This window comes from Caldimicrobium thiodismutans (genome assembly GCF_001548275.1).
In the GTDB taxonomy this organism is placed as follows: Bacteria; Desulfobacterota; Thermodesulfobacteria; order Thermodesulfobacteriales; family Thermodesulfobacteriaceae; genus Caldimicrobium; species Caldimicrobium thiodismutans.
In genome coordinates, this window is sequence record NZ_AP014945.1 from 106861 (window position 1) to 121796 (window position 14936).

The 14936-nt window shown below is 39.3% G+C and carries 12 protein-coding genes; 7 read left to right on the forward strand and 5 right to left on the reverse strand.

Translation table 11 applies throughout. The features are described 5' to 3' along the window. On the reverse strand, nt 1–1296 hold the full coding sequence (locus tag THC_RS00500) for a TolC family protein (RefSeq protein ID WP_068511787.1): 1296 nt from the start codon (nt 1294–1296) through the stop codon (nt 1–3). Nucleotides 1297–1941: 645 nt separating this feature from the next. On the opposite strand from THC_RS00500, the gene THC_RS00505 reads away from it, so the two are divergent. The 4 genes from THC_RS00505 (at nt 1942) to THC_RS00520 (ending at nt 6849) form a co-directional block, all read left to right on the forward strand. Next, entirely contained in the window at nt 1942–3465 is a 1524-nt protein-coding gene (locus THC_RS00505) for a glutamate synthase-related protein (protein ID WP_068511789.1), read from the forward strand. A gap of 5 nt (nt 3466–3470) precedes the next feature. Then, nucleotides 3471–4667: a class II glutamine amidotransferase gene (locus tag THC_RS00510; protein WP_082706222.1), complete on the forward strand. Its 1197-nt coding sequence runs from the start codon at nt 3471–3473 to the stop codon at nt 4665–4667. After that, nucleotides 4621–5364 carry a GltB/FmdC/FwdC-like GXGXG domain-containing protein gene (locus THC_RS00515; protein ID WP_068511792.1) on the forward strand — a complete coding sequence of 248 codons (744 nt, stop codon included), beginning with the start codon at nt 4621–4623 and terminating at the stop codon, nt 5362–5364. The genes THC_RS00510 and THC_RS00515 overlap by 47 nt, the downstream gene beginning before the upstream one ends. 672 nt (nt 5365–6036) lie before the next feature. Beyond that, on the forward strand, nt 6037–6849 hold the full coding sequence (locus THC_RS00520; protein ID WP_068511794.1) for a YkgJ family cysteine cluster protein: 813 nt from the start codon (nt 6037–6039) through the stop codon (nt 6847–6849). Here THC_RS00520 and THC_RS00525 read toward each other — a convergent pair. Then, the gene (locus tag THC_RS00525) at nt 6846–7733 is read right to left on the reverse strand and encodes a selenium metabolism-associated LysR family transcriptional regulator (protein ID WP_068511798.1); all 888 of its coding nucleotides are present in this window, start codon (nt 7731–7733) and stop codon (nt 6846–6848) included. The genes THC_RS00520 and THC_RS00525 overlap by 4 nt on opposite strands. A gap of 68 nt (nt 7734–7801) precedes the next feature. Next, nucleotides 7802–8575, reverse strand: coding sequence for an RsmE family RNA methyltransferase (locus THC_RS00530; RefSeq protein WP_068511801.1), 774 nt, complete (start codon nt 8573–8575; stop codon nt 7802–7804). 307 nt (nt 8576–8882) lie between these two features. Here THC_RS00530 and THC_RS00535 point away from each other — a divergent pair, with 307 nt between their 5' ends. The 3 genes from THC_RS00535 (at nt 8883) to THC_RS00545 (ending at nt 13465) form a co-directional block, all read left to right on the forward strand. After that, nucleotides 8883–10217, forward strand: coding sequence for an amidohydrolase family protein (locus tag THC_RS00535; protein ID WP_068511803.1), 1335 nt, complete (start codon nt 8883–8885; stop codon nt 10215–10217). 62 nt (nt 10218–10279) lie between these two features. Then, on the forward strand, nt 10280–12262 hold the full coding sequence (gene acs, locus THC_RS00540) for an acetate--CoA ligase (protein ID WP_068511806.1): 1983 nt from the start codon (nt 10280–10282) through the stop codon (nt 12260–12262). Between the two features lie 42 nt (nt 12263–12304). Continuing rightward, nucleotides 12305–13465 (forward strand): iron-containing alcohol dehydrogenase, encoded by a 1161-nt coding sequence (locus THC_RS00545; RefSeq protein WP_068511809.1) that lies wholly within the window; start codon nt 12305–12307, stop codon nt 13463–13465. A 2-nt stretch (nt 13466–13467) separates the two neighbouring features. Here THC_RS00545 and THC_RS00550 read toward each other — a convergent pair whose 3' ends face one another. After that, a complete protein-coding gene (locus THC_RS00550) occupies nt 13468–14127 on the reverse strand; it encodes a 2,5-diamino-6-(ribosylamino)-4(3H)-pyrimidinone 5'-phosphate reductase (RefSeq protein WP_068511814.1) in 660 nt (219 codons plus the stop codon). After that, nucleotides 14120–14746, reverse strand: a complete 627-nt coding sequence (locus THC_RS00555) for a CDP-alcohol phosphatidyltransferase family protein (protein WP_068511816.1) — start codon at nt 14744–14746, stop codon at nt 14120–14122. The genes THC_RS00550 and THC_RS00555 overlap by 8 nt, the downstream gene beginning before the upstream one ends. Between the last annotated feature and the right edge of the window lie 190 nt (nt 14747–14936).

Consider the following 14936-nt stretch of genomic DNA (forward strand, 5'->3'; position numbering starts at 1 on the left):
CTAATCTATTTTTTCAAGGACATAGTCTAAATAATACCAGCTTCTTTCTCTATTATATAAAGCTTCATAATATTTGCTTTGGGAAATAAACTTTTGACTTTGAGCGTATAAATAATCATATAAACTACTTACACCTTCTTCATACTTTATTTTTTCAATTCTTTCAACCTCATCAGCATATTTGATTTGATTAAAAATTGCGTCAACCTCAGCTTGAGCTGTCTTTATTTGATTTATAGCTTCAGTTAATCTTTTTTCAAACTCAAGTCTCGTTTTTTCTTCTTCAAGAAGGCTATTTTCAAAGGAAAGTTTTGAGGCTACAAGATCACTTGAGCGCTTACCAAAATCAAATAAAGTAAAGTTAAGCATAAACCCAATCTGCCATACCTCTTTATCTTTTCCGTTTCCAAGATTCTTTTGATAATCAAGATCTAATATAAGTTGGGGAAAATAAGGGGCCTTAGCTTGTTCAATTTTTTTGCGAGATATTTCCTTTAAGATCTCCGCTTTTTTGGAAGAATAAAGTTTTGGGTAATAGGTTTTTAAAAAATTTTCCCTACTTAGTTCGATTCCTGATATCTCCCTTACGGAAATATCTTTTAAAACAAAATTTTCCTTTGGGTAATTAATAAGAATTTTTAATGTTTCTTTGAGAGTTTCTATGGTATTTTGAAGTGCTATGATTTGGCTTTCTACATCCCTTTTAACATAGGAAACCTTTAATAGGTCTACCTCGGGTTTTTTACCCACTTTAACTTGTGTTTCTATATCTTTGTATAACTGGGTTAAGGCATGGTTATAATTCTCCATAGCCTCTTTTTGCCTTTGAAGGGTTAAGATTTTTAGATATATTGACCTCACATTGAAGGCAATTTCATTTTTAGTTAGATTTAGCAATACATCAGAAAGATTTTCTTTTAATTTAGAGATTTCTATTTCCTTTTCAATTTTAAAGCCTGTAAAAAGAGGAAGAGTATATTTTAATCCAGGGATAAAAATATTTTCAGCAGTAGCTTTTACTGGAACCTCGGGAGCTAAGGCTCGAGGAAAATTATAATGAGTATAGTTTAAAAATCCAGAAAGTGTTCCCCAGCGCTCTCCCTTTTTGCTTAAGGTCTCATATTTTGAGATATCCTTATTTACAAATTTTTGCCTTATTTCTGTATTTCTCTCTAAGGAGAGCTTAACAGCCTCTTCTATAGTAAGTTCATCTATAGCAAGAGAATAACCTGAAAAATGATGAAGAAAAAATAAAAAAGATAGAATTAGGATGTTCCAGCCTTTTTTAAAAAACATTATCTGCTTCCCTCCCCTTAATTCAGACTTCTAAAATTTTATAACTTTATTGCCAAATGTCAATATACCGAATTGCCTCATTAAAAATCTATTCGAAATTTTATCGTTGCCTCATATAAAAAATCTCCTAAATCCAATTTAGATCTTCTATTTAACCTTCACAAAGAAACTACCTATTTCGCCCCTCTTGAATTTACGAGCTTAGTTCTTTCGCAAAGCTTATTTCTAAGGAAAGAGTGGGTAAGGAGCTTTGCAGAAAGATAAGGAGATATCAGAAAATGCTTGAGAGATCATATTTAGAGAAAAAAGGGAATTATTTTCGGGAAAAAAATTGACAATAAAAAGAAGGAAGAGGTAAAATAATTCCCTTTAGAAAATTAACAAACAAGCAGGGGCTTTCCCTACTAACACCTCTCACCTTTCACCTTTCACCTTTCACCTTTCACCTTTCACCTCTCACCTCTCACCTCTCACCTTTTCCTTTTAGAGATATGAACCTATGCCCTCCCCACCTGATACCTTTTACACAAGAAAACTTAGTTCTGACATAAAAATTTGGTTCTTCCAATTTGAATGGATTTGTTTTTTTAAAATTTAAGGTATAATAACAACATTCTGCTTGTTTAGAAGGAGGATTGATATAAGATGGCTACTCCCCAGTTTGCCAGTTTTTATCCTGATTTTTATATAGAGCGTCTGTGGGATAAGTGTATTAAGTGTAAGAGATGTGTTAAAGAGTGCCCTTATGAGGCTCACATCTGGGATGCCAAGAAAAAGACCCTTCTTGAAGACCATATCAAGTGTGTAGGGTGCCATAGATGTGAGGCTATATGTCCAACTAAGGCCATTATCATTAGAAGACATCCAGCTCAATTTAGAGAACATGCCCTTTGGACATCCTGGTATATCAAAAATGTTTACAAACAGGCAGATCAAGGAGGGGTTCTTTTAACCTCAACGGGGTGTGCCCTTCCTTTTAAAAACTATTTTGATCACCTGGTTCTGGATGCCTGTCAGGTGACGAATCCCCCCATTGATCCCCTAAGAGAGCCAATGGAGCTCCGCACTTATATTGGGCCAAAGCCTGAGGCCCTTGAAATTGAAGAGGTTAATGGAAAGTTTAGACTTAAAAAGAAGCTTCCTCCTCTGCTGAAACTTGAGACACCTATTATGTTTGCAGCTATGTCCTATGGAGCTATTAGTCTTCATGTTCATCAGGGGCTTGCCAAGGCAGCGCGTGATCTCGGAACTTATTATAATACAGGGGAAGGAGGTCTCCATGCCTCCCTTTATGAATATGGCTCAAATACTATTGTGCAGTGTGCCTCCGGGCGTTTTGGTCTGCATGTAGATTATCTTAATGCAGGTGTGGCAATAGAGATAAAAATTGGCCAGGGAGCTAAACCTGGAATCGGGGGACATCTTCCAGGAGAAAAAGTCACAGAAGAGATCTCTAAGACTCGAATGATTCCCGTTGGAAGTGATGCCCTTTCTCCAGCCCCTCATCACGACATTTACTCCATTGAAGATTTGAGGGGACTAATTTATGCTTTAAAGGAGGCTACAGAGTATAAAAAACTTGTCTTTGTTAAAATTGCAGCAGTTCATAATGTAGCTGCTATTGCATCAGGAATAGTAAGAGCTGGAGCAGATGCAGTGGTAATTGATGGGCTTAAAGGTGGAACCGGGGCTGCTCCAACTATGTTCAGAGATTATATTGGAATTCCCATTGAGCTTGCTATTTCAGCGGTGGATAAGCGACTAAGGGCAGAAGGCATTCGCCACAGAACAAGCATTATTGCCTCAGGTGGAATTCGCTGTAGTGCCGATGTAGTGAAGGCTATAGCTCTTGGAGCAGATGCGGTTTATATTGGAACAGCAGCTCTCATTGCCGTTGGATGCACTATGTGCCAGAGGTGTTATACGGGAAAATGCCCCTGGGGAATTGCCACTAATAAACCTGAACTGATTAAAAGGCTTCCCCCTGAGGTTGCCTATGAAAAGATCTATAATCTTGTAAAGGCCTGGTCTCATGAGATTAAAGAGATGCTTGGTGCTATGGGAATCAATTCCATTGAGAGTTTAAAGGGGAATAGAGATAAATTACGAGCTGTTGGTTTAACAAAGGAAGAGATGGAAATCCTTGAAGTAAAACACGCAGGGGAGTAATAGCTATGTGGAATATAGCTTTAAGGGCAAAAGAAATTTCTGGTTGTGGAATTGCAGGTATTATTCATCGCAAAGGGGAGCTTATCCCTGGAGAGATGATTCTTAAGGCCATTTGTTGTCAGTATGAAAGAGGAAACGGTCTGGGAGCAGGGTTTGCTGCTTATGGAATCTACCCTGAGCTTGCAGATTACTATGCTTTGCATGTAATGGCTCAGAGTAAGCAAGCTCTTGTTAAGGTAGAAGAGTTTCTGCAGAAATTTACCTTTTTAAACTTTCAAGAACCCATTCCTACAAAAAAGGTAAAGACCATAAAGAATCCTCCTATTTTTAAAAGATACTTTGTAAGACCCAAATTTGATGAGGTTGATGCAGAGTTTTGTGATCTCTCTGCAGAAGATGATCGCATGGTTCAGCTTGTTATGGAGATAAATGAGACCATAGAAGGTGCTTATGTGATCTCTTCGGGTAAAAATATGGGGGCTTTTAAGGGGGTTGGCTTTCCTGATGAGATAGCTGAATTTTTTCGCATCAATGAATATAAGGCCTTTATCTGGACTGCTCACAATCGTTTTCCAACCAATACACCTGGCTGGTGGGGTGGAGCCCATCCCTTTACTCTTCTTGATTGGTCAATTGTTCATAATGGAGAGATCTCAAGCTATGGAACAAATAAAAGATATCTTGAACTTTTTGGATATAAATGCACACTTTTAACAGATACGGAAGTTGTAGCCTATGTTCTTGATTTTCTTATAAGGAAACATGGTCTTCCTCTTGAACTTGCCTGCAAGGCCATGGCTCCTCCTTTTTGGATGGAGATTGACGAGATGTCTGAAGAGGAAAGAGAGCTTTATACTGCCATAAGAATCCTTTATGGTGGAGCAGTTTTAAATGGTCCCTTTGCTATTCTTTTTGCTTACAACGGAGGACTTGTGGGTCTAAATGACAGAGTTAAGCTGAGACCTCTTGTGGCTGCCTCAAAGGGGGATATCTGCTATATGGCTTCAGAAGAGTCTGCTATTCGAGCTATTTGTCCTGATCCTGAAAAGGTATGGGCCCCCAAAGCTGGAGAACCTGTTATTGTGGAGATGGAAGAGGGAGTTATCCCCAATCAAAAGAGTTATCTCAATGTAAGATCAAAGGAGGTTAGTGAGGATGCCCTTAGACTTGGAAGTTTCCCCCTTTCATTACTCGCAGGTTAATAGAATTATTCGGGAACATATCCTTAAGGGTGAAAAGGAGTTTATTCTTAGGGGAGTAAATGGTCACAGATATCTCTTTGGAGGGATATCTGCTAAGATCTCTGCCCAAATTTATGGGACACCAGGACTTGATTTGGGCTCTTTTATGAGAGGCCCTGAGATCAGAGTTTTTGGAAATGTCCAAGACGGGGCAGGAAATACCATGGATGAGGGGAAAATTATTGTGCATGGCATGGCAGGAGATGTGGTTGGATATGCCATGAGAGGCGGGAAAATTCATATATACGGAGATGTAGGGTATCGCGTAGGGATTCATATGAAGGCTTACATGGAGAAAGTGCCTGTGATAGTGATTGGTGGAAAAGCAGGAGACTTTCTGGGTGAATACATGGCAGGTGGTATTATCATTCTCCTTGGAATGCATACAATCTATCCAGAAAGACCCATTGCAGGTCTTTTTCTTGGAACAGGTATGCATGGTGGAGCTATTTATGTGAGGGGAAAGGTGAAGGAGTCCCAGCTTGGTCTGGGCTTGAAACCTTACGCCTTAGAAGGAGACGATGAAAAGCTTCTGGAGAACTACTTAAAGGAGTATTGTGAGGATTTTGGCCTTCAACTCTCCGAGGTGCTAAAAGAAGATTTTATCAAGATCACTCCTTACACCCACCGGCCCTATGGAAAACTTTATGCTTATTGAGACTAAAAGAAGCTTACAGTTTTAAGGTTTCTCTCTTTTAGCTCATCTTTCATCACTTAAACCTTAAGGGCCTCAAAAGATATGCACTCACTTGTGTTTCCTTTAAAACATATAGGAAAAAAATTATTCCTAAAACTTTCTGCCTACGGCAGGCAGGTTAATTGGTTCTATCTTCCATAGGATTCAAAATCGGTATCACAAAAAGGTTTCACCAAAATAAAGATATTTATGATGTCTGGCAGGGGAAAATTCAATACTTGCACAAGAACTGCATAAATTCAGATCCTTACAAGAAGAAGGAAGTGGGGTAAAAGGGGAATTAGATATCTATACAAGGGAGGTTATACAAGTCTGAAAGTAACACAGGCAATCTTGCCTGTGGAGGTAAATTACACTCCAATGTATGAAAGAAACACAGACAAGAATGTCTGTGCTACAACAGACCCACAAAAAAATTCAAGGGGTATAAAATTTTAAACCCCTACTTAAGGAAAGATTTTGCAGATTTTTTATCCTTTCTTTCCGAAGGGGAACGGGTATGTGGAGAGATTTAATTTGTGTTAGGCCCAAAGAAAAAAATTCTATAAAGTCTTAAAAGATATGGATGCATACAAGAACTGGTCAAAAGGAGAAAATGGATTATCTTTAATTAAAAACTCTCAGGAGCATGATATGGAAGGTATACATAGGGCCAAAGGTTTTGAAAAGATTGTAGAGCCAGTAAGACTCACTTCAAAATCCCGAATAAAATTTCAATGTTATCCTGGAGTTCCTTGTTTTAAGCTCTGCTGTTCTGAACTTTATCTTCCCCTAACTCCCTATGATATTTTAAGACTCAAGAGATTTCTTAATCTTACTTCGGATGAATTTCTCCTTCGCTATACAGAACCTTTTATTCTTCCTAAGTCAGGGCTACCTATTGCCAGGCTCAAGATGCAGGATAATGAGGAAAAGACCTGTCCTTTCCTGGGAGAGGCAGGTTGCACTGTTTATGAAGTGCGTCCTTTAGCCTGTCGATACTATCCCCTTGGATTTGGACTCTTTCGGAATAGAGATGAAGGAAAAAATGAGGACTTCTTTTATCTTGTCAAAGAGGGATTTTGCCAGGGTTTAGAATCAGGAGAGGAGATTACAGTTGAAGAATATAGAATCTCTCAGGGGATCCCCGGGCTTGAAGAGCCTATCTTTGAGTGGGCTGAAATCATTATGAAAAAAGAATCCCTCGGGCCAGTTGAGGTGCCTGAAAAGAGTCTTGAACTCTTTTTTATGGTCTCTACTAATCCGGAGAGATTTAAAAGCTTTGTCTTTGATACTAAATTTTTGGATATCTTTGAAGTGGATGAAAAAGAGCTTGTTGCTATTAAAGAAGATGAGCTTAGGCTTTTGCAATTCGGGTTTAAGTGGTTAAAAACTGTGCTCTTTGGAGAGAATTTGGTGAAACGCAGAAAGGAGTCCCCTTCAGTTAAAAAGGTTAAACCCTTCTAAGAGATAACCTTTCTGAAAAACTTAAGAAAATTTGTGCAGGCTGGAGGAAATTCCTTATTTTTCAGATAACATAGGTAAAAATTTCTACGAATAGAAAAGTCTTTTATTTTTATCTCTTTTAAGAGATTTAGAGATATTTCAAGCTCAACCGCTCTTTTAGACACAAAAGAGAGCCCAAGTCCCTCTTTGACAGCAGATTTTACAGCCTCTGTAGACCCCATTTCTCCAACGATTCTTAATTTTTGCGGAAGAAGGTGAGCTCGCTCTAAGGCCTCAACAACATTTTTCCAGGTTCCTGAGCCCTCTTCCCTCTTGATAATGGGTAAGGTTTCAATCTCCTGCACCTGAATCTCCTTTTTTTCAAAATCAGAAGGAGCAATGAGAATTATTTCATCTTCACAGCAGGCTTCAAATTTAAGTTCGCTCTGCCTGGACTTAGCTCCAACTATGCCGAGTTCAAATTCCCCTCTCAAGACACCTTCAATTACCCCCTGAGTATCACTGACCTTGAGATAAACAGAGACCTTGGGGTATTCTTCTTTAAATAGCTTAATAATTTTGGGTAAAATATATTGTCCGGGGATGGTGCTGCCACCAATCTCCACAAGACCTGCCTCTTCGTCTTTAAAAGGTAAGAGCTCCCGTTCCAACTGGCGATAGATTTGAAGCATCTGCTTTCCGTAGGTGTATACAACTTTGCCTGCCTTGGTAGGGATTACATTTCGGGTATCCCGATCCAGAAGCTTAACTCCAAAAATGTTTTCAAGCTCTTTTATGTGTATTGTGATAGTTGGTTGAGAGAGAAAAAGCTCTTTTGCTGTTTTGGAAAAACTTTTTGTTTCGTAAACTTTTAAAAAAACTTCAAGTTTACGCCAATCCAGCAAAGGCTACCTCAATTAATATTTTTGAAGAAATTATAATCCCAATTTATAGAAAATGTCAAGTATAGTTATTAAATTTTTTTATAAATTAGAGGAGCAAAGAGGCTCATGAGTGCAAAAGAAGCAGTTTCTGCTCTGAGGATGTGAGGGGAAAGGGAGATTTCTAAAAAACCTTTTTTTAATGCCTCTTCCCTTTCCTCAGAAGAAAGGCCTCCCTCTGGACCAGAAAGGAGAAAAATTTTTCTAAAACCACTTTTAATTTCCTTAATCACCTCTTCAAGGGTGAGTTTACCCTCGGTTGAGGCTAAGATTTTTAGGCAATTCAAATGAGGTAATTTTTGGAGGGTCTCTTTGAGGTTTTCGGAGATTTCCATTTCAGGCAGGGTTAGCCTTCCCGATTGTTTAAGGGCCGAGAGGGCCTTTTCCCGTAAGCGTAATATTTTTTGAGATGTAATTTTGGGGATGGTAAAGGTAGAATGATAAATTATAAATCCTGTTATCCCAAGCTCAGTTCCTTTTTCAATGAGAAAATCGGTTTTATCCCCTTTGAGAGCAGGCACAAGGGCAAAACATTTAATGAAAGGAGATTTTTCCTCTCTCAAAATTTGTAATAATTCAACTTCTACAAAGATCTTTCTTCCTTTTTCTTTAACCCTTAAAATTTCTCCGAGAAATTCTTTTCCCTTTCCATTTATAAGGATGACCGCCTCACCTTCCTTTTTCCGGTAAACTCTGATCAGGTGATGAGCCTCATCTTGGGGTAATAGGCCCTTTTTTCCGGAAAAATCAAAGAAAAATCTGTTCCCCCCTTTTAGCATCTTTTCCTTTACCCCGTAATGCCTCATTTAATTTTCTAAAGGAATTTATTTTACCTCCCCCTCCTTTTTATTGTCAATTTTTTCCCCGAAAAGGATTCCCTTTTTTCTTTAAATATGCTTTCTCAAGCATTTTCTGATATCTCCTTATCTTTCTGCAAAGCTCCTTTACCTTTCCCCCCACTCTTTCCTTGGAAATAAGCTTTGCGAAAGAACTAAGCTCGTAATTTCAAGAGGGGGCGAAATAGATAGTTTTTTCGTGAAGGTTCAAGAGAGGGACTAAATTGGATTTAGAAGATCCCTTGACAAAGTATTTATATAAAAGTAATCTAAAAATATGAAGGAAAAGATCCTTACAGCAGATTGGATACTCTCTTCTCCAGAGTTACCTCCTTTAAAAAATGGAGCTATAGTAATAAAGGGATCAAAGATAGAAGATCTTGGGCCTCAGAAAGAGATTTTATCCCGGTATCCTCATTATCAGATCTTGAATTTCAAAAATAAACTCCTTTTCCCAGGGCTTGTGAATGCTCATACCCATGTTCCTATGAGTATTTTAAGGGGTATAGCAGAAGATCTACCCCTTATGACCTGGCTCACTAAATATATTTTTCCTGTTGAGAGTCATCTTAAGAGGGAGTGGGTTTACTGGGGTACTAAGCTTTCTCTAATTGAGATGATTCGTTCAGGTATAACCCTTTTTTGTGATATGTATCTCTTTGAGCCTGAAGTTATAAGGGCAACTGAAGAGGCAGGTTTAAAAGCCCTTTTGGGGGAAGGCCTTTTTGATTTTCCTTCTCCTGGCTATGGTCCATTAGAAAGAGGATTAGCCCTAACTGAAGAGCTTCTTAAGGCCTTTGAAAGGCATTCAAAAATAAAAATAGCTGTCTCTCCCCATACCCTTTATACTTGCTCTCCTGATACCATAAAGAAGTGCCTTAAACTTTCTCATAAATATGGCGCTCCCCTTCATATTCACCTTGCAGAAAATAAGGAGGAACTTGAAGAAATAGGGAAAAAATATAAAAAGAGACCTGTTGAGCTTCTGGATAGTCTGGGTGGGCTTCAAGAAAATCTTCTTGCAGTGCATTGCGTTAAGCTTTCTCCAGAAGAGGTTGAGCTTCTTGGGAAAAAGGGGGTCAAGATAGCCCATTGTCCAGAAAGTAACCTCAAATTGGGTTCAGGCATTGCGCCTCTTCCGGAGATGTTATCCGTTGGTTTAGTAGTTGGCTTAGGAACAGATGGCCCAGCCAGTAATAATGACCTTGACCTCTTTTCAGAAATGAAAACAGCTACCCTTATTCACAAGGGTCTAAGAGAAGATCCCACTATTGTAACTGCCAAGGAAGTCTTTTTTATGGCAACGGAATGGGGAGCAAGGGCCCTTTTCTTTAATGATACAGGAAAACTCCTGCCTGGCTATAGAGCAGACATTGCCTTTCTGGACTTGCAACATCTTCCTCTTCAGCCCGATTATAATCCTCTTGCCCTTCTTGTTTATAGTGCTAAGGCTGGTTATGTCTCAGATCTAATGGTTGATGGAGAATTTATAATGCGTAATTATCATCTCCTAAGTATTAAGGAAGAGCTGGTTCGTGAAAGGATTCACGAAATAAAAGAGGAGATTCTCCACATTTTAAGGAAAAATTTCTCCCCTTCTCTTGACAAATAGATTTTTTTTGTTTTTTTAGAGTAAAATCAACGATGTGAAAAAATCCATTCAGGAGGTGACCTATGGCAGAAATTGAGGCCTTGCTTAAGGAGGAGCGTATTTTTTATCCTCCCCAGGAGGGAAAAGATCAGGCCTACATTAACAGTCGGTATCAGTATGATCAGATTTATGACTATTCCCTCAGGGATCCTGATGGGTTCTGGTCAGAGAGGGCAAAAGAGCTTATAACCTGGTTCAAGTATTGGGATAGAACCTGTTACTGGGATTTTCACAAGCCTGAGATCAGATTTTTTGAAGGGGGTAAACTAAATGCCTCCTATAATTGTTTAGACAGACATCTTTTTAATCCCGATGTCAAAAACAAGGCAGCTATTATCTGGCAAGGGGAGCCTGATCAGGATGTGAGGGTTTATACCTATCAGATGTTACACGATGAGGTCTGCAGATTTGCTAATATCTTAAAGTTCCTTGGGGTGAAGAAAGGGGATAGGGTTGCCATTTACATGCCCATGATGCCAGAGGCAGTAGCAGCCATGCTTGCCTGTGCAAGAATTGGTGCAATTCACAGTGTAGTTTTTGGAGGATTTTCTGCTGAGGCCTTAAAATCAAGAATCCTTGATGCCGGTGCCAAACTCCTCATTACCGCTGATGGAACTTACCGTGGAGGAAGGAGAATTAATCTTTTACATAATGCTGAGACTGCCATTGCAGATTGTGAATGTGTGGAAAAATATCTTGTTATCAATCGTTTTGGAGATGCCTTAACCCTCTCAGATGAGAGAGGCATTCTTTTTGATGATCTTATCAAGAATAAGGATTTTGCCAAATATTGCCCTTATGAAGAAATGGATGCCGAGGATATCCTTTTTATTCTCTATACTTCAGGATCAACAGGAAAGCCTAAGGGGATCTTCCATACAACCGGAGGATACCTTGTTTATACTGCTCATACTACTCAGTGGGTCTTTGATGTGAGACCTGAAGATATTTTCTGGTGCACTGCTGACATTGGCTGGATTACAGGCCACAGTTATATTGTCTATGGCCCTCTTGCTCTCGGGGCTACAGTCTTTATGTATGAAGGTGTTCCCACTTATCCTGATCCTGGCAGGTGGTGGGAGCTTGTAGATCGTTATAAGGTAACCATTTTTTATACAGCCCCTACTGTTATTCGTGCCCTTATGAGGGAGGGAGAGGAGTGGCCTGCTAAATATGACCTTTCAACTTTGAGGGTGCTTGGAACTGTGGGAGAACCTATTAATCCTGAGGCCTGGATTTGGTATCATAAAAATGTTGGGAAGGGAAGGATCCCCATTGTTGATACCTGGTGGCAGACTGAAACTGGAGGTCATCTGATCTCACCTCTTCCCTATGCTATTCCCCAAAAACCCGGTTCTGCAACTTTGCCTTTGCCAGGGATTGAGGCTGTTATTCTCAGAGCAGATGGAACCCCGGCTGATGTGAATGAAGGGGGTCACCTTTGTATTAAGAGAGCCTGGCCTGGTATGGCAAGAGGAGTATGGGGAGACCCTGAAAGATTTAAAGAGATTTACTTTAGCAGATTCCCGGGATATTATCTTACTGGAGATGGCGCTCGTGTGGATGAAGATGGTTATTTCTGGATTATGGGGAGATTAGATGATGTTATTAATGTCTCCGGACATCGCATTGGCACTATGGAGCTTGAGTCTGCCTTTGTGGCTCATGCAGCTGTGGCTGAGGCTGCGGTTGTGGGTATGCCTCATGATATAAAAGGCGAGGCTATTTATGCCTACATTGTGCTAAAAGAGGGATTTGAACCTTCTGAAGACTTAAAGAAAAAACTTGTCCAGCACATTCGTAAAGAGATCGGGCCTGTTGCAACCCCAGATGTTATTCAATTTGTAAGTGGTCTTCCAAAGACCCGTTCTGGAAAGATTATGAGAAGAATATTAAGAAAAGTTGCAGCTGGCGTTTACGATGATCTTGGAGATACTTCAACCTTAGCGGATCCCTCTGTGGTTGAGGAGATCATTCAGGGAAGAAAGGAAATTTTTGGAAAGTAATTAGAGATTTTAAGGCCCCTCACAGGGGCCCTTTTACCTTTTATGAAGGATTTTGAAATTTTTTATCCCTTAAGAATTGTTTTTGGTAAAGAAGCCCTCAAAAAATTTTCACAGGATCTTCCCCTATATGGAAAAAGAGTGTTATTCCTTTATGGCAGAGGCTCCATTAAAAGTTCAGGTCTTTATGAAAAAATTCTTAATCTTTTTAAGAAGTATAAAATTAAAGTAAAAGAATATGGCGGGATTAAACCCAATCCTCCGCTAAGTCAGGTTTTTGAGGCAATATCCTTAGCTAAGAAGTTTAGGCCTAAGTTTATCCTTGCTGTAGGGGGAGGAAGTGTAATTGATGCAGGAAAGGCTATTGCCTGTGGTTATTATGCACAGGACAGGCTCTGGGACTTTTTTGAGAAGAAAGCTATACCAATTCAGGCCCTACCATTAGTTGCTATACCAACTATTGCAGGAACAGGTTCCGAGGTCAATAATGTAACAGTTATTGTTAACGAAGAGAAGAGGATAAAACTTAGCCTGAGATCTCTTTTACTTTTTCCCAGGTCAAGCTATCTTGATCCTACTTTGACTTTTAGTGTTTCAAAGCCCTATACTGCTTATGGGGTGATGGATGCCCTTTCCCATCTCTTTGAATATTTTCACTTTAGATTACATCCAGAAAAGGGTTTGCCTGAGGATTTTTTAATTCTCCTTATGAAAACCCTTCTTAGGGAGGGAAAAAGGGCCTTTGATGAACCTAACAATTATTCAGCCAGAAGCCAGATTATGTGGGCATCAGCGCTTGCCCTCTCTCCTTTTGTAAGAGCTGGTCTTGGAGGATATAGATTTTTTCTTCATTCCTTAGAGCATCCTTTGAGCGGAGCCTATGATCTTCCTCATGGTCTTGGCTTAAGTATCCTCATGCGTGCCTTTCTTAAAAGATTTGGTCATCACAAAGTGGTTAGAAGATTTTTTCTTGAGGTCCTTGAAGTCCCAGAAGGTAAAGATCTTGCCAGAAGGGGGCTTAAGACCTTTGATAGTTTATTAACTTATTTTGAATTACCAAGATCTCTCAAGGCCTGTGGTCTTTCTCGGGAGGATTTAAATTTTCTCATTGAGAAGGCCTGGGAGATACTCTTTATCTGGAAGGCAGAAAGGGAATTTAATAAAGATATTGTTAAGGAAATCTATGAAATAGCTTATGAGGGTTGAATTTAAACTGCCTTCCATTCGGTAATTAAGAAGTTATCAATAATAAAGTGATTTTTGATCTGGAAGTGTCTAATTCTCTTAAGACTTTTAAAGCCTTCACCTCCCACAAGGGTAGGCACATTTTCTCCCCCCACAACCACAGGTAAATGGATAATTCTCAATTCATCTACAAAACCAAGACGCATAAATTCCCAGTTTATAGATGCCCCTCCTTCAACCATAAGTTTTTTAATTCCCCTTTGATAGAGCACAGGTAGAAGCCTTTCAAATTCAACAAGCTCTTCACCAGCATAAAGGACCTCAGCCCCAAGTTCTTTTATTTTTTCAATTCGCTCTTTGGGAGCTCTTTCAGTGGTAACAATGATGGTTTGGGCATCCTTTGAAAAGATACTGGCATTGTAGGGGACATTGGCTGTTGAACAGGGGATAATTCTTATAGGATTTTTTCCTTCCACATGACGAACGGTTAAACTTGGATCGTCAGTTCTAACAGTTTCACAGCCAACCATGATTCCATCTACTTCAGCTCTAATGCTGTGAAGGTATTTATAAACCTCTCTGGTCATGAGGCTCATAAGTTCCTTGGAGGAGGCACCTCTATAAAGGGTTAATTTCCCATCTAAGGTAACCTCTGAAACAATAATAACATAAGGTCTATTCATCTTCCACCTTCCCGAAGTTTTTATAGAGATAAAAAATTCTTTGCAACAGAGAAAGGGCTGTAAGAATAGTTATGAGTTTAAGCCCGAAGGCAAGCCCAGTGTTAAAATGAGCCTTTTCTAAGATCGTAAAAATGGCGAGGGCAAGATGAGTTTCTGGGCGGCCAAAAAAACCAACCCCCTCTAAGGGGTCAAGGATTTTTCCTTTGATTTTTACCTCAAAACCGATTTCAGAATAAACAACAGGTTTTATAAAGGAATGAAGTAAAGAGAGGGTTATGGCAAAGGTAGCCCAGGTAGGACCTGCGTAAATATATCCGATTGTTCCAAGAATTAGGCCATCTACCCACTTATCCGCAATCCAGTCAAAGACCGCTCCAAACTTAGTAGGTCTTTCCATAAAACGGGCTACCGCTCCATCTATGAGGTCAAAAAGTCCAGACAAAAGTAGGAGTAAAAGGGCGGTAAGAAGATTATCATAATAATAAGCTAAGGCAGAGGCTGTGCCAGTTAAGATGGAAAGTAAGGTGATGAAATTGGGGGGAGTTTTAAGCTTGTAAAAGACATAGGCCAGGGGAAGGTAGAAGCGTTTTAGAGACTCCCTCTTTTCTGTAAGATTCATAATAATTTAATTTTAAAGAACTAAGGGGTTTTGTCAAGGCAGTTGTATAAGTCCATATCTTTTGAGACTCTATAGGATTTTTTCTTAGGGCGTAACACAAATTAAATCTCTCCACACAATCCCCCTTCGGAAAGAAAGGATAAATAATCTTTAAAATCTTTCTTTTAAGTAGGGGTTTAAAATTTTAAAC

Excerpts from the sequence above, each read along its gene's own strand:
- THC_RS00500 (WP_068511787.1), bottom strand. The coding sequence starts at position 1,296 with ATGTTTTTTAAAAAAGGCTGGAACATCCTAATTCTATCTTTTTTATTT.
- THC_RS00505 (WP_068511789.1), top strand. The coding sequence starts at position 1,942 with ATGGCTACTCCCCAGTTTGCCAGTTTTTATCCTGATTTTTATATAGAG.
- THC_RS00510 (WP_082706222.1), top strand. The coding sequence starts at position 3,471 with ATGTGGAATATAGCTTTAAGGGCAAAAGAAATTTCTGGTTGTGGAATT.
- THC_RS00515 (WP_068511792.1), top strand. The coding sequence starts at position 4,621 with ATGCCCTTAGACTTGGAAGTTTCCCCCTTTCATTACTCGCAGGTTAAT.
- THC_RS00520 (WP_068511794.1), top strand. The coding sequence starts at position 6,037 with ATGGAAGGTATACATAGGGCCAAAGGTTTTGAAAAGATTGTAGAGCCA.
- THC_RS00530 (WP_068511801.1), bottom strand. The coding sequence starts at position 8,575 with ATGAGGCATTACGGGGTAAAGGAAAAGATGCTAAAAGGGGGGAACAGA.
- THC_RS00535 (WP_068511803.1), top strand. The coding sequence starts at position 8,883 with ATGAAGGAAAAGATCCTTACAGCAGATTGGATACTCTCTTCTCCAGAG.
- acs (WP_068511806.1), top strand. The coding sequence starts at position 10,280 with ATGGCAGAAATTGAGGCCTTGCTTAAGGAGGAGCGTATTTTTTATCCT.
- THC_RS00545 (WP_068511809.1), top strand. The coding sequence starts at position 12,305 with ATGAAGGATTTTGAAATTTTTTATCCCTTAAGAATTGTTTTTGGTAAA.
- THC_RS00550 (WP_068511814.1), bottom strand. The coding sequence starts at position 14,127 with ATGAATAGACCTTATGTTATTATTGTTTCAGAGGTTACCTTAGATGGG.
- THC_RS00555 (WP_068511816.1), bottom strand. The coding sequence starts at position 14,746 with ATGAATCTTACAGAAAAGAGGGAGTCTCTAAAACGCTTCTACCTTCCC.